Here is a 21,385-nt window from a genome sequence, read left to right on the forward strand (position 1 = left end):
CGAGCGGCTGGGAGGACACCCTTCGCAGGAATCGGGCCATCAGGTCCGGGCCCCGCTCCGGGGGCTCCGGGACAGCAGCAGGCTGTGGACGGCCCAGGCCAGGCAGGCCCCCACCACGTACCAGAACAGGTCGGGGGCGTTGAACGTCGAGCCGAGCACCAGCCGCGCCACCGTGCTCCGGGCCGACAACTCGGCCGGTACGCCGGTCAGCTGGGCCAGCTCCACCACCCAGCTCACGGCCACGGCGATGCCCGCCGCCACCGAGGGCCGGACCTTGGGTGCCAGGGCGGTGACGAGGATGTGGACCAGCGTCGCGTACAGGGCGTCGCCCACATATGCCGCCGGGCCCCCGCTCGCCGCCGAGCGGACCCCGAGGCCCGCCGCGACGGTCACGAGTCCCACCGCCACCGCCGTCGCGCGGATGACGGCGGTGCGGGGAATGGCTGCACGGGCACGCGGCATGTCCTTCATGGCCGGTACGTTTATCAGTCCGCAGCCGTCACCTCCAACGCGTGGGAGAGCAGGGGCCCAGATGCGCCACCGCGTCGCCGTACTCGCCCTCGACGGGGTGATCCCCTTCGAACTGGGCATCCCGCAAAGGATCTTCGGCCGTGCCCTGAAGGCGGAGCCGCCCGGCGAGGGCGAGCCGTTGTACGAGATCGTGACCTGCTCCCTGCGCCCGCCGGGCCCGGTCCGCACCGACGCCGACTTCAGCATCATGGTCGAGCACGGCCCCGAGGCGCTGGCCACCGCGGACACCGTCGTCGTACCGGCCTCCTACGAACTGGGACCCATGTACGAGGAGGGACGGCTCACCACCGAACTGGCCGCCGCGTTCGCGTACATCAGGCCCGGCACGAGGATGGTCGCCATCTGCACGGGTGGTTACGCCCTCGCCGCCGCCGGATATCTCGACGGCCGCCCCGCCACCACGCACTGGGCCTCCGCCGACCACTTCCAGCAGCTCTTCCCCCAGGTCCGCGTCGATCCGGACGTCCTGTTCATCGACGACGGGGACGTGCTGACCTCCGCCGGGGTGGCCGCCGGGATCGACCTCTGCCTGCACATCGTGCGGCGCGACCACGGCACCGCCGTCGCCAACGACGTCGCGCGCCGCACCGTCGTGCCCCCGCACCGGGACGGCGGCCAGGCCCAGTACATCCAGCGCCCCCTCCCCGAACCGCGGTCCGCCACCACGACGGGGGCGCGGGCCTGGGCGCTGGGGCGGCTGGAGCAGCCGATCTCGCTGAGCGACCTGGCCCGGCGGGAGTCGATGAGCGTACGCACCTTCACCCGGCGCTTCCGCGAGGAGGTCGGCGTCAGCCCGGGCCAGTGGCTGACCCAGCAGCGGGTGGAACGGGCGCGGCAGCTGCTGGAGTCCTCGGACCTGTCCATCGACCAGGTGGCACGCGACGCCGGCTTCGGCACGGCCACCTCCCTGCGACAGCACGTGCAGGCCGCGCTGGGGGTGTCGCCCACGGTCTACCGGCGGACGTTCCGTTCCGAGGTCGCGGGGCGCTGACCGGACGCCGGACCCACGCCGGAGGGGCGGCGCCCCTCAGAGGCGGGCCCGGTCGCCGGGCTGTTCCTGGATCACCGGGACCATGACCGGGGCGCCTCGGTCCACCTCGCACCAGATCCGCTTCCCGGCGCCCTCCGGCTGCCAGCCCCAGCGGTCCGCCAGGCCGTCGACCAGCTCAAGCCCACGGCCACCGGTGTCCTCACCCGCCGCGTGACGCGGCTGGGGCGGCCGGGTGCTGGTGTCGGCCACCTCGACCCTGACGGTCCCCGCCGAACCCTGGGCGCCGAACAGCATCCGCAGCACGGCCGGACAGCCCGTGTGGACCACCGCGTTGGTGACGAGCTCGGAGATCAGCAGGATCAGCGTCTCCGCGAGCGGCTCGTCGTCCTCCATCCCGGACCCGATCAGCCGCGACCGCGCCCATCTGCGGGCCCGTCCCACCTCCGCGGGATCCGGCCCGACCTCCAGCTGAACCTGAAGCACCTGCACCGCTCACACCATCCGAACCGGCGGACACATCGCCTCGCGCCTCCTCAGGGTCACGGAACGTGACTCCCCTGCGAGACAGCATGGTTGACGTACAGTCACCGCAACAAGCGCTTCGGGCATATTCCAGCGCGAAGGAGTACGCGTGGTCCATACTGTGCGACGCGTGCTGCGGAGAGTCGAACAGAAGCGCGTCGACGGCTCGGGGACCATGTCCCCCGCGGGTCCGGCGCAGCTCCGTGGGCCTCGGGCAGCGCACCGTTCGCCGACCGGGGCGCCCGTTCGGGCCACAGCCGGATCCTCCGGTTCCAGTACCGCTCGCATCCCACGGAGCGTACCCGAGCCGGAGGGCGCGACTCCGCCCGGTGACGGTCCGGGCCCGGGGCGCATCGGATCACCGGATGCGCTGCGTCACCCACGCTCCACTTTCCGTACGCCCCCCGAGGCCCCGCCACCTCCCGTGACCCGGGACCGGTCCCCGGCGCGCGAACGCCGGGGGCCGGGTCGCCGAGAGGAGCGAACTGCTCGCGCCGTTGGCCGTGTTGTGGCGGGCGACGCGGCCCGTGCGGGGGCGGGAAGGCTTCGCGTCCCGCCGCACACCGTGCGCGCCCGGCCCGGCGGAGAGCGGGGCGCGCCCGGCCGGCCCGTCCTAGGCGTCGGGTCCGATCACGGTGAAGTAGGCGGAGAAGGCGGCGACCGCGTCCGTCTCGGCGATCCGGCCGTCCTGGTCGGCGTCCAGGCTTCTGGCCGCCACGCTCGCGATGTCGTCCTCGGCCCCCAGGACCCGCAGGGCGCGCTCGACCGCGGTGACGGGGGCCGAGGCGGGTGCGGCGCCTTCGGGGTCCTCGCCGGCCGCGACGGCGAGCGCCGCCCGCAGGAAGGGGCGCGCGATCTCCGCGAAGCGCTCCGGGCTGTCCCGCAGCCGCTTCACCGCCCCGCCGACGAACTCCTCCCGGGTTACGCGCTGGTCCCCGTCCACGTCCGCGATGCCCGCCATGCCCTGCCAGAAGGCCTCGGCGCCCGTGTAGAGCGCCTGGCCTCTGTCGCAGCGGGCCGTCGTGCCGAACTCCGTGAGCAGACGGGCCGCGGCGGCGTTGAAATCGGCGCGGTCGATGTAGCCGTTGCCGTCCTGGTCGAAGGCGGCGAAGCGGTGAGCGATCTTGCGCTCGTACTCTGCGCTGTCCATGCGGGGAGCGTACGTGGCCGGGCGGGGTCACGTGTCACCAACTCCCACCGGGGCCGTCACAACCTCGCACCGCCCCGGCGCGTCAGGCCGTGAGCGGTGTGGATTCCTCGTCGGTCGCGGCGTCCGCGTCGGGGTAGACGTCGAAGAGCCGGCGTACCCCCAGGGCGCCGAGCACCTTGTTGACGTGCGACCCGTCCACCGCGCCGCGAGCCGGAAGGATCAGCCGCAGACTGCCCCCGCAGGACTTCATGAGGCGGCGGGAGGCGATCAGGACGCCGACGCCGCTGGAGTCGCAGAAGAGGACACCGGAGAGGTCCAGGACCACCTCGTGCCGGCCCGCGGCCACCGCGCGGTGGACCGACTGCCGCACGACGGGGGAACTGACGAGGTCGAGCTCGCCGTGGATGCGCAGCACCGTCCACGCGTCCTGCTGGGTCTCGTCCACCTTCAGCGTCACGCGACTCGGCCTCTCGTCCGGGGTCTCCGGAGGATCCGGAAGTTACCGTTCCTCCTCGCGGCTGCCCCCGTGAGCTCCCGCGAAACACGATCCACGCATCGCCGGCAGATGATTCGTCCAGAAATGATCGCCTGAGGACCGTTTACCCGGTCGGGAAACGGCAAGGCGTCGTTCATTCCTTATCATTCGCCGCCACTCGGGGGACGTACTTGCCCCAAAGGTACGTGCACGGCCGATGCCGCCGACTACATTCGACGTGACGAGGGGAACAGGGCTGGGGGCTCGATGGCGAAGGACGCACCACCGCGCTGGGACCGCCGCATGCAGCAGCGGCTGGCGCGGGGCGAGGCGGCGGCCCTCGGCGAGCTCTACGACCGGTTCGCCGCCCTGGTGCACAGCCAGGCCCACCGGATGCTCGACGACGAGGAGGCCGCGGACCAGGTGACCCGCGAGGTCTTCGGCCACGTCTGGGAGAACCCCGACGCCTACGACCCCAAGCACGGCTCGATGCGCTCCTGGGTGGCACGCCTCACTCACCGCGAGTCCGTGCGCCGGCTCCGCAGCGCCCACGGCGAGACCCAGGAGGCCGGGCACACGGCCGGGGACACGGACGCCGGGGCCTGGGCCGAGGAGCTGGAGAACCGGGTGCTCAAGGCCACCGCCGCCGCCCGCGCCGACTACATCGTCGCCTCGATGCCCGCCCCGCTGCGCGCCGCCCTGGAGCTGGCGTACGTCCAGCGCCGGGACTACCGCCAGGCCGCGTCCGACCTCGGCGTCACCGGCGAGGAGGCCAGGCGCCGGCTGCGGCTCGGTCTGCAGCTGCTCTCCACGGCCGGCACCCGGCCCTCGGCGGACTCCGCGCCTCCCGGATACGGGCCGACGCCGTGAACCAGGACCAGGGCGACGGCGCCCGCGAGGGCGAGCACCCGGTCGAACGGCGCATACCGGGCCCCCGGGCAGCCGCCGACGACTGCGAGAAGCTCCCCGAGGCGAAGCCCGGCGGCTGGGAGCCGCCGGGTCCGCCGTTCTCCCACCGGGTGCTCACCTCGCTCCTCGGAGCCTGGGCCCTGGCCGCGTGCTCCGCCGAGGAGACCGCGGCGGTCGAGGAGCACCTCACCTCCTGCGCTCCCTGCGCGGACGAGGCGCTGCGACTGCGCGACGCCGTGGGGCTGCTGCACACCGACGGCACCCTGGACCTGGACCCGATGCTCAGGTCCCGCGTCCTGGAGGGGTGCCTCGGGCGCCGCCCGGCCCGCATCCCCGTCCCCGCCTGGGCCGCTCCGTACGACGCGGAGACCGCCAGGCTCGACGCCCTGCTGCGGGACATAGGCGACTCCGAGTGGCACGCCCCGGTGCGGCTGAAGTGGTTCGAGGGCGAGCGGCAGGTGAATCGCAAGACGACGGTCGCCGGGGTGATCGGCCACCTGATGGCGGTCGACGGCCTGGTGTCCACGGCGCTCGGCCTGGACGACCCGCTCGGCGAGGGCGACAGACCGGTGTCACCGACCGAGCGCACCGAGTCCCTCTGGGCGTCCGCGCACCGGCCGCCCACCCGGGCCGTCCGGGTGCCGTGGCGTGACCAGAGCCATACGCTCGTCCGCACGGTGTCCTTCGCCGGCCGTGGTGTCGCGGACCTGTCCGTCCCCTACGGCGGCTTCGCCCTGCCGCTCCACGACGCGCTCCTGGAGCGGGCCTTCGAGTGCTGGATCCACGGCGGTGACATCGCGGACGCGGTGGACTATCCCTACGAGCCGCCCGCCGCGGCCCATCTCCACGACATGATCGACCTGGCCGCCCGGCTGCTGCCCGCCACGCTCGCCGGACGCCGCCGGGCGGGCCTCGCCGGCCCGGCCAGGCACCTGGTCACGGCGGGCCGGCCGGGGCGCTCGCTGCACCTGGAGGTCGAGGGCCGCGGCGGTGGTGACTGGTACATCGCGCTGGACTCGCCGGCCGCGCTCGGCTCCCCCGCGCACACGGTCGCGCAGGTCGCCCTCGACGGGGTGGAGTTCTGCCGGCTGGTCGCCGGGCACGTGTCGCCGGTCGAGGCGGCGGCGGGCCAGGAGGGCGACCGCGAGGCCATCCGCGACGTCCTGAGCGCCGCGGCCTCCCTCAGCCGGCTGTGAGGCGGGCGGGCGCGCGGCTCAGGCGAAGACGACCGTACGGCGGCCGTTGAGCAGGATGCGCCGCTCCGCGTGCCACTTCACCGCGCGGGCCAGCGCCTGGCACTCCACGTCGCGCCCGACGGCGACGAGCTGGTCCGGCGTGACGCCGTGCCCGACGCGCTCGACCTCCTGCTCGATGATCGGCCCCTCGTCGAGGTCGGCGGTCACGTAGTGCGCCGTGGCGCCGATCAGCTTCACGCCCCGGGCATGGGCCTGGTGGTACGGCTTCGCGCCCTTGAAGCTCGGCAGGAAGGAGTGGTGGATGTTGATGATCCGGCCGCTCAGCTGCTTGCAGAGATCGTCCGAGAGGACCTGCATGTAGCGGGCCAGCACCACCAGCTCGACGTTCTCCCCGCGCACCAGCTCCAGCAGCTGTGCCTCGGCCTCCGGCTTGTTGTCCCTGGTCACGGGGATGTGCCGGAAGGGGACGCCGTACGAGGCGACGAGCTCCGCGAAGTCCGTGTGGTTGGAGACGACGGCCACGATCTCGACCGGCAGCGCGCCGGTGCGGGAGCGGAACAGCAGGTCGTTGAGGCAGTGGCCGAACTTGCTCACCATCAGCACGATCCGCATCCGGTCGCTCGCGCGGTGGATCTGCCACTCCATCCGGAACGAGTCGCCGATCGCGGCGAAGCTCGCCCGCAGCTTGTCCACGGTCACCGTGGCGTCCGCCGAGAAGTGGACGCGCATGAAGAAGAGACCGGTGTCGTGGTCGCCGAACTGCTGACTGTCCTCGATGTTGCAGCCGGTCATGAAGAGATAGCTCGACACGGCGTGCACGATGCCCTGCTTGTCGGGGCACGAGAGGGTGAGGACGTACTGCTCGGCGGTGGCGTCCGAGGCAGCGGATACGGATTCGGCGGGCTGCGGCGCGGTCATTCCCGTAGGGTGCCACACCGCCCGCGCGTCACGCCGATCTGGTCATGATGCGGAGCACGTCCAGCGACCGGGGCGGGGTGTCCGGGTCCTCCCCGTCGTTGGTGGCGAGCATCACATGGGCCTCACGGGCGGCCACGACCGCCTCGTTCCAGCCCGGGTGCTCCAGGTACGCGGAGACGGGGGCGTCCGCGCCTATCTGGTGCATGATGCGCAGCACCCGCAGGGCGGCGACGTCCACCAGGGCGGCCTCCGCCGAGTCGCGGAAGATCGTGCCCACGTACTTCTCGGCGGACCAGTTGTCGAGCCAGGTGTCCTCGACCAGGCGGTACACGGCGTCGGTGACGTCGCCGTACCCCTCCCGGCCGGCCAGCCAGCACTCGTGGTGGAAGACGGGGTCGGAGAGCATGTGCAGCGCCGAGCGCACGTTGCTGCGCCAGCGCCACCACGGCATGTCGTTGAGCGGCATGCCGCCCATGGTGGAGGAGCGACGGCCGCGACGGGAAGTGTTCTCCGAACCTTGCTGCACGGTTGTCGATCGTACGTTCCCCTCGGGGAGCCGTGCACGGCCCCCCGTAATTCACCTTCACGTCACCGAGCGTTGACCACCGCACACTGCGGCGTTACCCGTGAGGCGCAAAAGTTCATGACCATGACCGGATGGCGACGCCTCACCTCCTCCCGCCCCTGCAGACTCCTCACCTCCACGGCGGCCGGAGCGCTCCTCATATCCGGCTGTGGCGTCGTCCCCGGGGCGTCGGGAGGCTCAAGGGAGCCGGTCACCGTGATGACCTGGGCTCCGGACACCACCGGGGCCGACTCGGTGAACATGGCGGGCATGGCGGCCATGGCGAGAACCTATGCCCGCTGGATCAACGAGCAGGGCGGGATCGACGGCCACGAGCTGCGGGTGCTCACCTGCAACGAGCAGGACACCGCGGCCGGGGCCTCCGCCTGCGCGCGGCGGGCGGCCGACAATGACGTGGCGGCGGTGGTCGGCTCGTACAGCCGGCACGGCCGGGCGTTCCTGGCCCCGCTGGAGGCCGCGGGCATCCCGTACATCGGCGGGTACGGCGCTTCCGCCGACGAGTTCACCAGCTATCTGTCCTACCCCGTCAACGGCGGGCAGCCCGCACTCGTCGCGGGCAACGGGGAGCAGCTGGCCGCCACGTGCGAGCGGGTCTCGCTCGTCCGGCCCGACACCCTGGTCGGGGACACCATGCCCGGGCTGATCGACACGAGCCTCAGCCGCAGCGACCGCCCCGTGTCCTACGACATCAGCGCCCCGGAAGAGGCCACGTCGTACGACACCCAGGCGGCCAAGGCCCTCGACCAGGCGGGCGACGGATGTGTGACCGCGGTGCTGGGGAAGGGCACCGGCACGTTCTTCGACTCGTTCCGCCGACTGGAGCCGCAGGGCAGCCCGGTGCGGATCTCGTCCGTGCTGGGCAGCGTCGGCCAGGGCCTCATCGACCGCTCGGGAGGGCCGAACAGCCCCTTCGAGGGGGCCTTGGTGACCGGCTGGTACCCGGCCCCCGGGGACGCCGCCTGGGACGAGATGCGCCAGGTGATCGACACGTACGCCTTCGGGGACAACCGGATCGATCCCGAGGACCCGGGGGTGCAGACGACCTGGATCGCCTACACCGTCCTCAAGGCGGTCGTCGAGGCGATGGACGAGACCTCGATCACGGCCGGAGGCATCTCGGTCAGCCTCAACCGCGGCGCCGAGGTGGACACCGGCGGGCTCACACCCGTCCTGCGGTGGCGCTTCCAGGACATGGTCGGCACGTCGCCGTACGGGAGGATCGTCAACGCGCGGGTGACGTTCCAGGTGGTCCGCGAAGGCCGTCTCACCTCGGCGAAGAAGGGTTTCGTGGACGTCACGGAGACCCTCGTGGGCGCCGATCCGCACAGCTGACGCCCCACCGGCCTCCGCCCCCGTGGTCTCGGGGCCGGAGGCCGTCGCCTTCAGAGCTGCGTGGGAGCGCGCTCGGTCAGGTCGTACTTCCGCGCGATGGAGTTCCACAGCCCCGAGGCCTTGCGCTTCTCGATGGTGGCATCGCTGCTGGACTGCTCGGCCTTGGCCGTCTCACCCGTCGACCGGGCACTGCCGCCCTTGCAGACCTTCTTGTCGTTCTTTGCCTGCCCGGCCCACGCGGCGTAGTGCTCGTCGGCCTCCGCGGACGCCTGCCAGGCCTTGGTGAGCGAGTCCTTCAGCTGGGCGTGGGCGGGGAGCTGGTCGACGGACAGCTCCTCCAGCCGGGTGACCAGGCTGCGGCGCTGTGTGGCGGCGCCCGTCAGGTCGGTCGCCGCCTGGTCGAGCGCCCGGCAGCCCTTGATCTTCTCGACGGCGCTGATGACCGCGGCGCGGCTGTCGTTGCTGTCGGCGAGGAGCTTGTCCAGCGCCTCCGCCTGCGGCTTCGCGGGGTCGGCCTCGGGTGCGGCGGACTCGGCCGCAGGGGAACTCTGCGAGGCCACCGGCTGCTTGTCGTCCGAGGGGCTTTCCTCGCCGCCGCTCATCAACGCGCCCGCGCCGAGCCCGATGACGGCGCAGCCGATGACGACCGCGGCGATCAGCGGGATGTGCGCGGACCGTCTGCGCGGAGCGCCCCCGGCCTGGTCCGGCTCTCCGCCGCCGTGCCCCCCGTGCCCGCCGGAGAGGTTCTGCGGCCCGGGCTGGTACGGCTGGGCGGCCTGCGGCTGCTGCGCCTGGTAGGGCCGCTGCTGCGGCTGCTGGTGACCCTGGTCGAAGCGGGGCATCTGCTGCGTGGCGCCCGCGGGCTCGTCGCTGCGGAAGAGGCTGTCGAACTCGGCGGGCGGCTGCCGGTCGCCCGGGGCCCCCGGCCGGATTCCGTACGGAGCACCGCCGGGCACCGGGGGTATGTACTGGGTCGCGTCGCTGTCGGACGGCTGCCCGGGCGCGGCGGACTGCCCCAGGTACTGGGTGGACTCGGCCTGGCGCTCGGGCGGCAGCCCGCCGGGCAGCGGGCCGCCGGGCAGCGGCGCGATGTACTGCGTGGCGTCCGCGTCCCCGCCGAGGCCCGCGCCCGGTCCCCCGGCGTGACCGGTGCCGGGTGCGGCCTCGGGCGGCAGGGGCTGGGCGTAGGGCTGCTGGTACGGGTCCCGCTGGTACGGGTCCTGTTGCGGGGCGTACGGCTGCTGCGGGGGCTGGTACTGCCCCTGCTGCGGGGCGTAGGCGCCCGGTTGGTGCTGCTCCGGTGGCAGCTGCCCCGGTGCCTGGCCGTCCTGCGGCGCGGCCTGGGGCCCCCAGGGCTGGCCCCACGGCTGCCCGCCCGCGGGGACGGCCTGGTCCGGCTGCCCGGCCACGGGCCAGGGAGCGCCACCCTCCGCGGGCAGCACGACACCTTCGTGCGCGGGCCGTACGGCGGGAAGCTGCCGCTCGTCACCCTGTCCGCTCTGCGTCACCGGGACTCCTACGTGTCAACCTATGGAATCGTCGGCTCACGCTACCGGGTGGTCCGCGTCCGGCGCCAAGCGCCCAAGTCCCCTCACCACCCCTCCACACGGCGAGCCGCCCGGCACGGCCCCCGGCGGCCCCCGCGTCCCCCGGTCAGGCGGCCTGGAGTTCCAGCCTGGCACCGAACTCCCGTACCACCGGCTCGTTCCCGAACGGCTCCAGCCGCTGCTGGAGGTCGTCGAGGTACTCCGCGCCCCGGCTGGAGCGGACCGTGCCCAGCAGTTCCAGCGCCCGCAGCCCCGTGTGGCAGGCCTGCTCCACCTCGCGCTGCTGCACCTGCGCCGAGGCCAGCAGGACGAGTCCGATGCCGCGGCGCCTGGCGCGGGACTCCGGGAGGGCGGACAGGGCCTCCTTCGCGCGGCGTGCGGCGGGCTCGGCCTGGCCCAGGTCGCGGTGGCAGTGCGCCAGTTCGTCCGCGAGGTAACCCGCGTCGAAGTGCGTGATCCAGGCGGGGTCGTCGCCGGTGTCCGGGTCGGCCTGTTCCAGGGCGGCCAGCGCCCGGCCCGCGGCGGCCTGGCAGGTGCGGGCGTCGCCCATCAGCGCGTGGCCGCGCGCCTCCGCGGCGTGGAACATCGCCTCCGCGCGGGGGGTGACCCGGCCCCGGGCACCCTCCTGGGCCGCCCGCGCCAGCTGGGCGATCTCCCGGGGGTTGCCGAGCTGCGCGGCGAGGTGACTCATCGAGGCGGCGAGCACATAGCCCCCGTACGCCCGGTCGCCGGCGGCCTGGGCCAGCCGCAGCGCCTGGATGTAGTACCGCTGGGCCAGCCCCGGCTGTCCGGTGTCCACGGCCATGTAGCCGGCGAGTTCGGTGAGCCGGGCCACGGCGCCGAACAGCTCCCGTCCCACCGATTCGCGGTACGCCCCCGAAAGCAGCCCGGACACCACGCTGTTGAGGTAGTGCACCAGGACGGGACGCACGTGCCCACTGCCGAAGCGGTGGTCCAGGTCGACGAGCGCGGCCGTCATCGCCCGCACCGCCTCCACGTCGGGCATGCCGACCCGGCTCCCGGCCGCCCGCGCCACCTGCGGGTCTGCACCGGTGATCAGCCAGTCACGGCTGGGCTCCACCAGCGCGGAGGCGGCGACCGCGGACCCGGACAGCAGGTCACGGCGGCCCACGTCGCTGCGCCACAGCTCACAGACCTGCTCGATCGCCCCGATCACGGTCGGCGCGAACTGGAGCCCGACGCCGGACGCGAGGCTCTTGCCGTTGGCCATGCCGATCTCGTCGATCGTGACCGTACGGCCGAGCTTGCGGCCGATCGCCTCGGCGATGATTCCCGGGGCCCTGCCACGCGGTTGCTGGCCCCGCAGCCAGCGCGCCACGGACGTCTTGTCGTAGCGGAGGTCCAGTCCCCGCTCCGCGCCGACCATGTTCACCCGGCGTGCGAGGCCGGCGTTGGAACACGCCGCCTCCTGGATGAGCGTCTGGAGCCGTTCGTTCGGCTGACGGGCGACGAGAGGCCTGGCTGCCATGTTTCCCCCTGGGACCACGGTGATTTCGGTGAGGCATCACTGCCCGGCACGGCACGAGAAATGCGCATATTCGTCTGCGCCGGGCACGGGCGGTGACGAGTCGTCACGGTCCTGCGGACGATTACCCCCGCATCGGTGTGCTTGCCCGTGCGCGCCCCCGTCCGTGCCTCCGTGCGCCCCATATGCAGGATCGATCCGCCGAGATGAGCGCACGCGCGCCCGTAACCCCTGGTGGCGGCCGGAGTTGTGTGGTGCGTGGAAGAGCCCATCGGAGTGACGGAAGCCGCACGCATCCCCCAGCAGCGGAGCGAACAGCTGCTCGAAGCCGCTGCGTGGTACACCCAGGAGAGGCACTGGGACGTGGTTCCCGGCACCTGGCTCGAAGCCGTGGCCGGTGGCGAGCGCTGCTCGTGCGGCGACGACCGCTGCGAGGAACCAGGGGCGCATCCCAGCCGCCCGGACTGGGCGGGCCAGGCGACCGGCAGCGCGGCCACGGCCCGCAGGATGTGGTCCAGGCAGCCCGGTTCCTGCGTCCTGCTGCCGGCCGGCCGCACGTTCGACGTCCTGGACGTACCGGAGACCGCGGGCTTCCTGGCGATGGCCAGGATGGAGCGGATGGGCATCACGCTCGGCCCGGTGATCCGCTCCCCCGACCGCCGCACGCTCTTCTTCGTCCTGCCGGGGGCCGCGGCCAAGGCGCCCGCCCTGGTCCAGCAACTGGGCTGGGAAGCGCGGGCCGTCGGCCTGGTGGGGCGCGGCGAGGGGCATTACGTCGCCGGGCCGCCGACCCGGGTGGGCGGGCTCGGCGTCGTGCAGTGGGCCCGCCGTCCCTCCCGTGCGAATCTGTGGCTGCCGGACGTGGAGGAGCTGATCAGCCCGCTCGCGTACGCCTGTGCCAGGGAGGCGGCCGACGCCCGCGCGCGCCTTTCGTAGGCTGGTCCCCACTCGTGGGGATACCGAAAGGCAGTGCCATGCCGGACCAGACGCAGAGCTCGGGCGGGACGGACGGGGCGGGCACGGTGCCGTCCGCGGACGTGGCGCCGCCTCGGGGCGCGGCGCCGCCCGCGGGGGGCGTGACGGGCGCACCGGCGGCCGTGCGGGTCGAAGGGCTGTGGAAGCGGTTCGGTGAGCAGATCGCCGTCGCCGGGATCGACCTGGAGCTGCCCGCGGGCAGGTTCATCGGTCTGGTGGGCCCCAACGGTGCGGGGAAGACCACCACGCTCTCCATGGTGACCGGGCTGCTCAGGCCCGACATGGGACGGATCGAGGTGGGCGGCCACGACGTGTGGCGCGACCCGGTCGAGGTGAAGTCCCGTATCGGGGTGCTCCCGGAGGGACTGCGGCTCTTCGAGCGGCTCTCGGGCCGGGAGCTCCTGGCGTACAACGGCCGGCTGCGCGGGCTGCCGGGTGCGGAGGTGGACAAGCGGGCCACCCAGCTGCTCGACGTCCTCGATCTGGCCGGGGCGCAGCACAAACTGGTCGTGGACTACTCCACGGGGATGCGCAAGAAGATCGGCCTGGCGACGGCGCTGCTGCACAACCCCGAAGTCCTGTTCCTCGACGAACCGTTCGAGGGGGTGGACCCCGTGTCCGCCCAGACCATCCGCGGGGTACTGGAGCGCTACACCCGCTCGGGCGCGACCGTGGTCTTCTCCAGCCATGTGATGGAACTCGTCGAGTCCCTCTGCGACTGGGTTGCCGTCATGGCGGCGGGACGGATCCGCGCGCACGGCACGCTCGCCGAGGTGCGCGGCGACGCCGCCTCCCTCCAGGACGCCTTCCTCGAACTGGTCGGCGCGGGTGGCCGGTACGCCACCGAGGACTCCCTGGACTGGCTGGGCGGTGCCCGATGACCGTCCTGGACGCCGCCCCCACCGGGTCCGCGGTACCGGCCGTACGCGGTCAGGGCCTCGTCCCTGTCTTCGTACGGCTCAAGCTGACGCTGCTGCGCAACGGTCTGCGCCAGTCGTCGGGGCGCCGGGCCGCCTATGTCGCCTCCCTCGTCGTCACGCTCCTGCTCGCCGCCGGCCAGGTGATCGGCCTCGTCGTGCTCCGGGGCCACGCGCAGGCGGACACCCTGGTGGTGCTGCTGAGCGCGGTGGTGGCGCTGGGCTGGGCCGTGATGCCGCTGTTCTTCCCGAGCGGGGACGAGACGCTGGACCCGAGCCGGCTGGTGATGCTGCCGCTGCGGCCACGGCCGCTGATCGGGGCGCTGCTGGTGGCCTCGCTGATCGGCATCGGGCCGCTCTTCACCCTCGCCCTGTCCCTGGGCTCGGTGATCGCGGTGGCGCACGGCGCGGTGGCGACGGTGTTCGGGGTGGTCGCGGTGCCGCTGACGCTGCTGGTGTGTGTGGCGCTGGCGCGGTCCGTCGCCACGGCGAACACCCGGCTGCTGACCTCGCGCAAGGGCCGTGACCTCGCGGTGCTCAGCGGCCTGGTGATCGCCGTGGGCATCCAGTTCGTCAACCTCGGGGCGCAGAGCCTGAGCCGGGCGGGCGGGCTGTCCGCCCTGGAACCGTTCGCCGACGTGGTGCGCTGGCTGCCGCCCGCCTCGGCACTCGGGGCGGTGGGGGCCGCGTCCGAGGGCGCGTACGGGACGGCGCTCGGGCAGGTGCTGATCTCGCTGCTCGCGCTCGGGGCGCTGATGTGGCTGTGGCAGCGGAGCCTGGTGAAGCTGATGACGGCGCCCGACGGGTCGACGATCGCCGCCGCGGAACCGTCCCGCGACCGGTCGGGCGAGGGCCGCGCCGGGCTCTACGGACTGCTCCCCGAGGGGCGCACGGGGACGGTGATGCGGCGGAGCCTGCGCTATGTCGTCCGCGACCCGAAGACCAAGGCGTCCTGGGTGACGGCGCTCGCGATCGGCCTGATCGTTCCGGTGCTCAACGCGGTGCAGGGAGCCGGATCGGTCTACTTCGCCTGCTTCGCGGCCGGCATGCTCGGCATGCAGATGTACAACCAGTTCGGGCAGGACACCTCCGCCTTCTGGATGGTGGCCCTGTCGGTCTCGTCGGCCCGGGACGCCTACGTCGAACTGCGCGCGCGGGCGCTGGCGTTGCTGCTGATCACCCTCCCGTACACGGTTCTGGTGACGGTGCTGACGGCGGGACTGCTCGGCGAGTGGGAGGCGCTGCCCGCCGTCATGGGGCTGTCGTTCGCGCTGCTCGGCGCGATGCTGGCGACGGGCGCCCTGGCCTCGGCGCTGTTCCCGTACTCGATCCCGCAGGACGGGGCGTTCAAGAACGTCGTGCCGGGGCAGGCCGGGCTCGCCTGGATCTCCCTCTTCGGCGGCATGCTGGCGTCGGCGGTGCTCAGCGCTCCCGTGATCGCGCTGACGGTCTGGCTGCACGTGGCGGACCGTCAGGACTGGCTCTGGGTCCTGCTGCCGCTGGGTGCGGTGTACGGCGCGTTCATCGGCCGGCTGGGAGTACGCCTCGCGGCGCCCCGCACGGCCGACCGGCTCCCGGAGATCCTTGCGGCGGTGAGCAAGGGCTGACCGCGGGCGGGCGGCGTCACGGAGGCACGGGCTGACGGCCGGTTGCCCGTCGGGGCGGCCGGGCCGCCGGGCCGCCGGAGCGTGGGGCCGCCGGAGCGTGGGGCCAGGGAGCCCGTCAGGGGCTGACGGGCTCCCTGTCGTCCCTGACGTCCTCCGCGAGCTGCTCCAGGAACGGCTCCACCGCCGCGCGCCAGCCGTCCGGCTGGTCGTAGTGGACGAGGTGCCCGGCGTCCGCCACCTCCGCGTACTGCCCGCGCGGCAGGACCCTGACCATCTCCTGCGCCTCGGCCCTGCCCAGCTCGCCGTCGATGCCTCGCAGCACCAGGGTGGGGCAGCGCACCTGCGCCAGCTCCTCCCAGTGGGCGTCGTGGACCCAGGTGGCCCGGGAGGTGAGCATCTGCTGCCGGGAGAAGACGGGCCGCCAGCCGTCGGGGGTCTCGGCCATCACCTCGGCGAAGAAATCGCCGCGCGAGGGGTTCGGCCGCTCGACCCAGGGGTCGTCCTCGCCGAACCACTTCCGTACGTCGGCGAGCGTCGCGAAGGGGAGCGGCCAGGCGTCGAACCAGTCCTCCCACTCACGCTGCGAGGCCCCGCCGAGCGCGGAGGCCCGCATGTCGCAGATGATCAGCGCCTTGACGAGATCGGGGCGCTTCGCGGCGAGTTGCCACGCGGTGAGGGCGCCCATGGAGTGACCGATGAGGGTGACGGGGGCGAGCCCCAGCTGTTCGATCGCGGCCTCGGCGTCGCCGACGTAGGCGTCACGGGTGTACGGCCCGTCCGCCGGCTTCTCGCTCCGTCCGTGGCCCCGCTGGTCAAGGCCCACCGGCCGGTGGCGTTCGGACAGCCAGCGGGCGGTGGAGGCCCAGTGCGCCGACCGCCCCATCAGCCCGTGCAGCAGTAAGATCCCGGGAGCCTGCCCGGCGTCCGGGCGCCCTTTGGGCTGATCGGCGAACTCCCAGGCCGCGAGGCGTAGGCCGTCGGACCCGGTCACATCAACGCGCCGCACCATAGGTCTGGCACCCCCTTCTGGTCCTCGATCACCGTGAGCTGCGTGCGCGCCAGACTATCGAACTCTTATTCGAAAACCGGAGTCCGGCTCGCAACATCCCACGTTTGAGTGACAGCGGTTCAGGATTGACGCCCGCGGCCCAGGGGAGACCTTGTGCGGGAAGCGGATCGCTCGGGGACAAGGGGTCCGCGGGGACTGACCTCGAGAGCTCGGGGCTCCAGGTCAGCACTGGGGAGGACCGGCCCCGGCGCCTTCGGGCGCCGGGGCCGCCCCCTGTTCCGGAACACATACGTCCGCCCGCCTCTCGGGCACCCCTGAGCGACAGGGCGGTCCGGTCGACGGGCGGAAGGGCCTGGCCGGCGGGCGGTACGGTCCGGCGGCCCGGCGGGACGGCTACGGAGAAGGCCCGGACCGTCCGGCAGTACGGCAGGACGATTACGGAGAAGGCCCGGACGGTTCCGTCGACCGGCGGGACGGCTCGGCGGGCCCGCGGGATCGTGGCTCGGTGGGCCCTCGGGGTCCCCCTCTGGGCGTCGCGCAGTCCGGAAGCCCCCTCACGGCGCACATACCAGTGCGACGGGCGCATTTCCTGCTCCCTCCCCGACCGCGCGGCAGGATGTGCCGGCGCCCTCAGGTCAATGCCTGGCCACAGCCTGGCACGCGTTTCGCCCGGGCGCTGCGATTCCGGGCGGAAAACAGAAAGCGGGCTTACCTGCCCAGATCTGCACGTGCATCCGCACCCGCGCCTGCACATGCGCCCGGCGCGCGGGGGCGCGCATCGGCGCAGTTCCGGCGCCCGTGGCAGGCACGTGAGCGCCGCCCCGGGCCATCGAACGCCGCCGGACCACCGCGCACCACCCCCGGGTCGCCCAGCACTTCCGGGCGGCACACCGCCGCCCGGAACCGCTCGGCTCAGCTCTAACGCTTCGCCACGAACACGTGCGACGCGACCTCGGTGGCGAGCTCTGCCGCCTCGCCGCTGGACCCGACCAGCACCCCGCCGGCCGACTCGGTCACGCTGACGACGGATCCGGGCTGCACGCCCGCCCGCCGCAGCGTGTACATCAGCTGGGCGTCGGTCTGGATGGGCTCACCGATCCGGCGCACCACCACGGTCTTGCCGTCCGCACCCGGGTCGAGCTCGGCCAGGCTGACCATGCCCTCGTCCAGGAACGGATCGGCCTCCGCCTGCTCGCCCAGTTCCTCGAGGCCCGGGATCGGGTTGCCGTACGGAGACTCCGTCGGGTGGCGCAGGAGCTCCAGCACCCGCCGTTCCACGGCCTCGCTCATCACGTGCTCCCAGCGACACGCCTCGGCGTGCACCTGCTCCCACTCCAGGCCGATGACGTCGACGAGCAGGCATTCGGCGAGCCGGTGCTTGCGCATCACCCGCGTCGCGAGGCGCCGGCCCTCGTCCGTGAGCTCCAGGTGCCGGTCCCCGGCCACCTGGACCAGCCCGTCCCGCTCCATGCGCGCCACCGTCTGGCTGACCGTCGGACCGCTCTGGTCCAGCCGTTCGGCGATCCGGGCGCGCATCGGGACCACGCCTTCCTCTTCGAGCTCGAGGATGGTGCGGAGATACATCTCCGTTGTGTCGATCAGTCCGGACATACGTGCCCCTCGATGCTGTGACATGAAGTCGTCGTGCGATGGCCCTGCACCAATTCTGACGCATGACGCCGACAACCGTGCCCCGCCGTCGCATGCCTGTGCTGCCGGCCTCCCCCAGGGCCTATTGACAGCCCACTGGTCCAGACCGCAACGTGATCCGCGACATGCGCGCCGCACGGACCCCCACTCCCGCAGGAAAGGCCTCCTCGATGAGCGACAGCAAGCTCGCCGGTCAGTTCTTCGACGCAGCGATCGGCCTGCTGGAGCGGGTGCGCGACGAGGAGTCCGGCTCCGTCGCCGCCGCCGGGGCCGCGATCGCCGACACCGTCGCGGCGGGCGGACGGCTCTTCGCCTTCGGGGCGGGGCACTCCTCGCTCGCCGCCCAGGACGTCGTCTACCGGGCCGGCGGACTCGCGCTGATGAATCTGCTCGCCGTGCCCGGCACCGTCGGTGTCGACGTCATGCCGGCCACGCTCGGCTCCGCCCTGGAACGGGTGGACGGCCTGGCGAGCGCCGTGCTCGACTCCAGCCCCGCCCGCGCGGGCGACCTCCTCGTCATCATCTCCCTGTCCGGACGCAACGCGCTGCCCGTGGAGATGGCGCAGAACGCGCGGGCGCTCGGGCTGACGGTCGTCGGGGTCACCTCGGTCGCGTACACGGAGGGCACCAAGTCCCGGCACGCCTCGGGCGGTTTCCTCCGGGACCACTGCGACATCGTGCTCGACAGCAAGATCTCCATCGGGGACGCGGAGCTGACGGCGGAGGGCGTCCCGGCACCGTTCGCACCCGCTTCCACCGTCGTCACCAGCGCGCTGATGCAGGCCATGATGGCCGCCGCCGCCGAGGAGCTCGTCGCGCGCGGCATCGAGCCGCCGCTGCTGCGCTCGGGCAACGTCGACGGCGGACACGAGTGGAACGGCCGGGTGATGCGGGAGTACGGCGACCGCGTCTTCTACCGGCACTGAGGCCCGGTCAGGCCACCGGCCCCGCGGTCAGCCGCGCCAGGTCGACGGCCGAGCCGACTCGGACCGCCACGCTCTCCGCGTACATCACGTCCGGCCGTTCGAACGCGCCGCGGTTCGCCGCGCGCAGGAACGTCACCACGCCCAGCGTCCGCCCCCGGCTCCGCAGCACCGCGCACAGGGCGTGCACCGAGTCGCCCGGCCACTGGTGCTCCACCGCCCACGTCTCACCCGCGCCCGCCGGCGCGGCGGCACGGACGGATCCCGTGCGCTCCACCGCCTGGAGGGCCGGGTGGCCGGGGGCGTAGCGCACGGGGATCGAGCCGCCGGAGACCGGAAGGCACGGGCCGGGCGCGTCGGACGGCGTCGCCGCGGCCCGTACGAGCCGCTCCCCCGAGGCCAGGTCCACCAGCAGGTCCACCACCACGTGGTCGGCGAACCCCGCCAGGGCGTAGTCCAGCGACGTGGTCGCCGCCTCCATCGGGTCCTCGCACTCGGCGGCCTGGCGGGCGGCGCGGTGCAGCTGGTTGGAGCGGAAGCGGACCCGGTCCGCGTCCTGCTCCGCGAGCTTCGCCGCCGTGACGTCCCGGAACAGCCAGCCGACCCCCAGCGGGACGGGCTCCTGCGCGAGCGGCGACGCGAGCCGCAGGAACCCGCTGCGCCAGCAGCGCCGCCGGTCGCCCTCGGCGGTCCGCAGCGTCACCCAGAGCTCGGCGGGGGCGGGCGGTGCGCCCTCGGCGAGGACGTGCTGCAGCGCGCCCTCCAGGTCCTCGACCCCCTGCACGATCAGCTCGCCCAGCGGACGCCCCAGCAGCGTGGTGCGCCCGCCGCCGAGCGCCCGGGCCGCGTATCCGTTGACCACGGTCGGGCGCAGGTCGACGTCGACGGCGACGACCCCCCAGGAGGCCTCCTCGAACAGGGCCTCGCTCAGCGCGATGGACCGCTCCAGGTCGATCTGGGCGTGCACCTCGCTGAACGCGCAGTACACCCCGGCGGCCTTCCCGTCCTCGCCGCGCACCCCCGAGGACTGGGTACGCACGAGGACGCGTCCGCCGTCCTTGCGCAGCAGCGCGAACTCGTGCACCTGACGTCCGGGAGCCTCCATGGCGGCCATCAGCCGCCCCTGCACGTCCCCGGCGTCCGCACTGCGCACGGCCCATCCGGCGAAGCCGCGCCGCCCGACGGCCTCGGCCGCGCTCCAGCCGAGGATGCGCTCGGCCTCACGGTTCCAGTGGGTGATGGTGCCGTGCGCGTCGAAGGCGCAGAGCGCGGCGTCCATCCCGTCGAGCAACGCGGCCAGCAGCCGGGAGCCCGGAATGGCGGCCGTGGACGGCTCCCGTCCCGGATCCTCGTCGGGCCCGATCGCGTCGGTGGTCCCGGTGCTCCTGGAAGCACTCACTCCGTACCTCCCGCAGGGCGTGTTCCGCTTCGCGTTCCGCATTGCCGCACGTCAGACCATTGAACTCGAACGTGAGCCACCACACAGCCAGTTCCCGGAAATCCGGCGTCCACCGGGGGTCCCGTTAATTCGCTTGTGCGGTCGCGGGGGGCGTTCCTAGGCTGTGGGCACACGCTGAAAGGAGGTGATCCGAAAAGTGCAGTCTTATCGGATTCGTGAGGTGGCTGCGGGCTGACAGCCCGTCGTCGCACACCGTGCACCTCGGCAGGCTGTCTGCCGAAACCCAAGCAGTCACCGACCCGCAGGCTCGCCGGTAAGTCCGGCCGGCTCCTCCGTGAGGAGGGACCAGAGCCTGCGGGTTCCTGCGTGACGGGGGTACTCCGGGCAGGCTCAGTACTGCTCGGACTGGCCGCCGTCGATCGGGACGACCGTGGCGTTGATGAAGCCGGACTCCTCGGAGAGCAGGAACGCGACCAGGCTGCCGACCTCCTCGGGCCTGCCGAAGCGCTTCATCGGGTTGACGCTGACGAAGGCGGCGCCGGCCTCCTCCCAGTTCTCCGCGTCGATCTGCTTGAGCGAGGCCTCGACCATCGGGGTCATGATCGCGCCGGGGGCGATCGCCTTGACGGAGACGCCGAACTGCCCGTACTCCACACCGGAGTTGCGGGTGAGGCCGACGACGCCGTGCTTGGCCGCCGCGTATCCGGACTGGTTGCCCACGCCCCGGATACCGCCGACGGAGGCCGTGTTCACGACCGAGCCCGAGCCCTGGCCCTTCATGACCGGCAGGACGTACTTGAGGCCGAGGAACACACCGCGGAGGTTGATCGACACCACACGGTCGAACTCGTCGGTGCCGAAGTCCTGGGTGAGGTTCTGCTTGCCCTCGATGCCGGCGTTGTTGAAGAAGCCGTCGATGCGCCCGTAGGCCTCGACGGTGGCGGAGACGTACCGCTGGACGTCGGCCTCGGAGCTGACGTCGGCCGTGATCCGCAGAACCTCGGCGCCGGGTACCGCCTTCTCGATCTCGCCCGCGGTGTCCGCGAGACCCTGCTCGCTGACGTCGACGAGGGCCAGCCTGGCGCCTTCGGACGCGACCCGCACGGCCGCCGCGCGACCGAGACCGGACCCACCGCCGGTGATGAGGACGACCTTGCCGCTGAACCGGTCTTCCATGACTGAACCTCCACGCTGAGATGGCCGAATGACACTAGACTAGACAGTACGTACAGTCTAAATATTCCCGCCGTACCCGGCCGCCC

At 72.9% G+C, this 21,385-nt stretch carries 20 protein-coding genes; 8 read left to right on the forward strand and 12 right to left on the reverse strand.

The genetic code is table 11. The features are described 5' to 3' along the window. Positions 1–39: 39 nt before the first annotated feature. The gene (locus ACFY8O_RS05425; protein ID WP_387899026.1) at positions 40–471 is read right to left on the reverse strand and encodes a ribosomal maturation YjgA family protein; all 432 of its coding nucleotides are present in this window, start codon (positions 469–471) and stop codon (positions 40–42) included. Positions 472–532: 61 nt separating this feature from the next. Here ACFY8O_RS05425 and ACFY8O_RS05430 point away from each other — a divergent pair, with 61 nt between their 5' ends. Further along, positions 533–1,522 (forward strand): GlxA family transcriptional regulator, encoded by a 990-nt coding sequence (locus ACFY8O_RS05430; RefSeq protein WP_387899029.1) that lies wholly within the window; start codon positions 533–535, stop codon positions 1,520–1,522. 36 nt (positions 1,523–1,558) lie between these two features. Here ACFY8O_RS05430 and ACFY8O_RS05435 read toward each other — a convergent pair whose 3' ends face one another. The 3 genes from ACFY8O_RS05435 to ACFY8O_RS05445 form a co-directional block, all read right to left on the reverse strand. Next, the gene (locus ACFY8O_RS05435; protein ID WP_145804248.1) at positions 1,559–2,011 is read right to left on the reverse strand and encodes an ATP-binding protein; all 453 of its coding nucleotides are present in this window, start codon (positions 2,009–2,011) and stop codon (positions 1,559–1,561) included. Positions 2,012–2,657: 646 nt separating this feature from the next. Further along, positions 2,658–3,194 (reverse strand): EF-hand domain-containing protein, encoded by a 537-nt coding sequence (locus ACFY8O_RS05440; RefSeq protein ID WP_387899032.1) that lies wholly within the window; start codon positions 3,192–3,194, stop codon positions 2,658–2,660. Between the two features lie 82 nt (positions 3,195–3,276). Then, the gene (locus ACFY8O_RS05445; protein ID WP_145804252.1) at positions 3,277–3,651 is read right to left on the reverse strand and encodes an STAS domain-containing protein; all 375 of its coding nucleotides are present in this window, start codon (positions 3,649–3,651) and stop codon (positions 3,277–3,279) included. 285 nt (positions 3,652–3,936) lie between these two features. Between ACFY8O_RS05445 and ACFY8O_RS05450 the strand changes: the two genes are divergently transcribed. Beyond that, positions 3,937–4,539 carry an RNA polymerase sigma factor gene (locus ACFY8O_RS05450; RefSeq protein ID WP_387899035.1) on the forward strand — a complete coding sequence of 201 codons (603 nt, stop codon included), beginning with the start codon at positions 3,937–3,939 and terminating at the stop codon, positions 4,537–4,539. Further along, on the forward strand, positions 4,536–5,774 hold the full coding sequence (locus ACFY8O_RS05455) for a zf-HC2 domain-containing protein (protein ID WP_387899037.1): 1,239 nt from the start codon (positions 4,536–4,538) through the stop codon (positions 5,772–5,774). Before ACFY8O_RS05450 ends, ACFY8O_RS05455 begins: the two co-directional genes overlap by 4 nt. A gap of 18 nt (positions 5,775–5,792) precedes the next feature. On the opposite strand, the gene purU is transcribed toward ACFY8O_RS05455, so the two are convergent. After that, on the reverse strand, positions 5,793–6,692 hold the full coding sequence (gene purU, locus ACFY8O_RS05460) for a formyltetrahydrofolate deformylase (protein WP_145804259.1): 900 nt from the start codon (positions 6,690–6,692) through the stop codon (positions 5,793–5,795). Between the two features lie 28 nt (positions 6,693–6,720). Continuing rightward, a complete protein-coding gene (locus ACFY8O_RS05465; protein ID WP_145804260.1) occupies positions 6,721–7,167 on the reverse strand; it encodes an SCO4402 family protein in 447 nt (148 codons plus the stop codon). Positions 7,168–7,341: 174 nt separating this feature from the next. On the opposite strand from ACFY8O_RS05465, the gene ACFY8O_RS05470 reads away from it, so the two are divergent. Continuing rightward, positions 7,342–8,610 (forward strand): ABC transporter substrate-binding protein, encoded by a 1,269-nt coding sequence (locus ACFY8O_RS05470; RefSeq protein ID WP_387899605.1) that lies wholly within the window; start codon positions 7,342–7,344, stop codon positions 8,608–8,610. A gap of 50 nt (positions 8,611–8,660) precedes the next feature. Here the strand turns inward: ACFY8O_RS05470 and ACFY8O_RS05475 are convergent, their stop codons facing one another. Then, complete coding sequence (locus tag ACFY8O_RS05475; protein ID WP_387899040.1) at positions 8,661–10,118, reverse strand: hypothetical protein; 1,458 nt, start codon at positions 10,116–10,118, stop codon at positions 8,661–8,663. Between the two features lie 145 nt (positions 10,119–10,263). Then, positions 10,264–11,646, reverse strand: coding sequence for a transcriptional regulator (locus tag ACFY8O_RS05480; RefSeq protein WP_387899042.1), 1,383 nt, complete (start codon positions 11,644–11,646; stop codon positions 10,264–10,266). 255 nt (positions 11,647–11,901) lie between these two features. On the opposite strand from ACFY8O_RS05480, the gene ACFY8O_RS05485 reads away from it, so the two are divergent. From ACFY8O_RS05485 to ACFY8O_RS05495, 3 genes are read left to right on the forward strand one after another with little or no spacing between them, the layout of a single operon-like run. Further along, positions 11,902–12,579, forward strand: a complete 678-nt coding sequence (locus ACFY8O_RS05485; RefSeq protein WP_387899044.1) for a bifunctional DNA primase/polymerase — start codon at positions 11,902–11,904, stop codon at positions 12,577–12,579. 38 nt (positions 12,580–12,617) lie between these two features. Beyond that, positions 12,618–13,499 carry an ABC transporter ATP-binding protein gene (locus tag ACFY8O_RS05490; protein ID WP_145804265.1) on the forward strand — a complete coding sequence of 294 codons (882 nt, stop codon included), beginning with the start codon at positions 12,618–12,620 and terminating at the stop codon, positions 13,497–13,499. Continuing rightward, positions 13,496–15,142, forward strand: coding sequence for a transporter (locus tag ACFY8O_RS05495; protein ID WP_387899047.1), 1,647 nt, complete (start codon positions 13,496–13,498; stop codon positions 15,140–15,142). The genes ACFY8O_RS05490 and ACFY8O_RS05495 overlap by 4 nt, the downstream gene beginning before the upstream one ends. Before the next feature lie 115 nt (positions 15,143–15,257). Here ACFY8O_RS05495 and ACFY8O_RS05500 read toward each other — a convergent pair whose 3' ends face one another. Next, positions 15,258–16,151 (reverse strand): alpha/beta fold hydrolase, encoded by an 894-nt coding sequence (locus tag ACFY8O_RS05500; protein WP_387899050.1) that lies wholly within the window; start codon positions 16,149–16,151, stop codon positions 15,258–15,260. A 918-nt stretch (positions 16,152–17,069) separates the two neighbouring features. Further along, positions 17,070–17,762: a metal-dependent transcriptional regulator gene (locus ACFY8O_RS05505; protein ID WP_145804271.1), complete on the reverse strand. Its 693-nt coding sequence runs from the start codon at positions 17,760–17,762 to the stop codon at positions 17,070–17,072. A 209-nt stretch (positions 17,763–17,971) separates the two neighbouring features. Here ACFY8O_RS05505 and ACFY8O_RS05510 point away from each other — a divergent pair, with 209 nt between their 5' ends. Further along, entirely contained in the window at positions 17,972–18,727 is a 756-nt protein-coding gene (locus ACFY8O_RS05510) for an SIS domain-containing protein (RefSeq protein WP_145804274.1), read from the forward strand. Positions 18,728–18,734: 7 nt separating this feature from the next. Here the strand turns inward: ACFY8O_RS05510 and ACFY8O_RS05515 are convergent, their stop codons facing one another. Together ACFY8O_RS05515 and ACFY8O_RS05520 are read right to left on the reverse strand one after the other, a co-directional pair. After that, complete coding sequence (locus tag ACFY8O_RS05515) at positions 18,735–20,123, reverse strand: PAS domain-containing protein (protein WP_387899052.1); 1,389 nt, start codon at positions 20,121–20,123, stop codon at positions 18,735–18,737. A gap of 390 nt (positions 20,124–20,513) precedes the next feature. Continuing rightward, positions 20,514–21,299 (reverse strand): SDR family oxidoreductase, encoded by a 786-nt coding sequence (locus tag ACFY8O_RS05520; RefSeq protein ID WP_387899055.1) that lies wholly within the window; start codon positions 21,297–21,299, stop codon positions 20,514–20,516. Between the last annotated feature and the right edge of the window lie 86 nt (positions 21,300–21,385).

Origin of the sequence: Streptomyces argenteolus, from assembly GCF_042902585.1 — a bacterium.
GTDB lineage: Bacteria > Actinomycetota > Actinomycetes > Streptomycetales > Streptomycetaceae > Streptomyces > Streptomyces argenteolus.

Coding starts and splice junctions, on each gene's coding strand:
- ACFY8O_RS05425 (WP_387899026.1), bottom strand. CDS start 471: ATGAAGGACATGCCGCGTGCCCGTGCAGCCATTCCCCGCACCGCCGTC.
- ACFY8O_RS05430 (WP_387899029.1), top strand. CDS start 533: ATGCGCCACCGCGTCGCCGTACTCGCCCTCGACGGGGTGATCCCCTTC.
- ACFY8O_RS05440 (WP_387899032.1), bottom strand. CDS start 3,194: ATGGACAGCGCAGAGTACGAGCGCAAGATCGCTCACCGCTTCGCCGCC.
- ACFY8O_RS05450 (WP_387899035.1), top strand. CDS start 3,937: ATGGCGAAGGACGCACCACCGCGCTGGGACCGCCGCATGCAGCAGCGG.
- purU (WP_145804259.1), bottom strand. CDS start 6,692: ATGACCGCGCCGCAGCCCGCCGAATCCGTATCCGCTGCCTCGGACGCC.
- ACFY8O_RS05465 (WP_145804260.1), bottom strand. CDS start 7,167: ATGGGCGGCATGCCGCTCAACGACATGCCGTGGTGGCGCTGGCGCAGC.
- ACFY8O_RS05470 (WP_387899605.1), top strand. CDS start 7,342: ATGACCGGATGGCGACGCCTCACCTCCTCCCGCCCCTGCAGACTCCTC.
- ACFY8O_RS05480 (WP_387899042.1), bottom strand. CDS start 11,646: ATGGCAGCCAGGCCTCTCGTCGCCCGTCAGCCGAACGAACGGCTCCAG.
- ACFY8O_RS05490 (WP_145804265.1), top strand. CDS start 12,618: ATGCCGGACCAGACGCAGAGCTCGGGCGGGACGGACGGGGCGGGCACG.
- ACFY8O_RS05495 (WP_387899047.1), top strand. CDS start 13,496: ATGACCGTCCTGGACGCCGCCCCCACCGGGTCCGCGGTACCGGCCGTA.
- ACFY8O_RS05500 (WP_387899050.1), bottom strand. CDS start 16,151: ATGGTGCGGCGCGTTGATGTGACCGGGTCCGACGGCCTACGCCTCGCG.
- ACFY8O_RS05505 (WP_145804271.1), bottom strand. CDS start 17,762: ATGTCCGGACTGATCGACACAACGGAGATGTATCTCCGCACCATCCTC.
- ACFY8O_RS05510 (WP_145804274.1), top strand. CDS start 17,972: ATGAGCGACAGCAAGCTCGCCGGTCAGTTCTTCGACGCAGCGATCGGC.
- ACFY8O_RS05520 (WP_387899055.1), bottom strand. CDS start 21,299: ATGGAAGACCGGTTCAGCGGCAAGGTCGTCCTCATCACCGGCGGTGGG.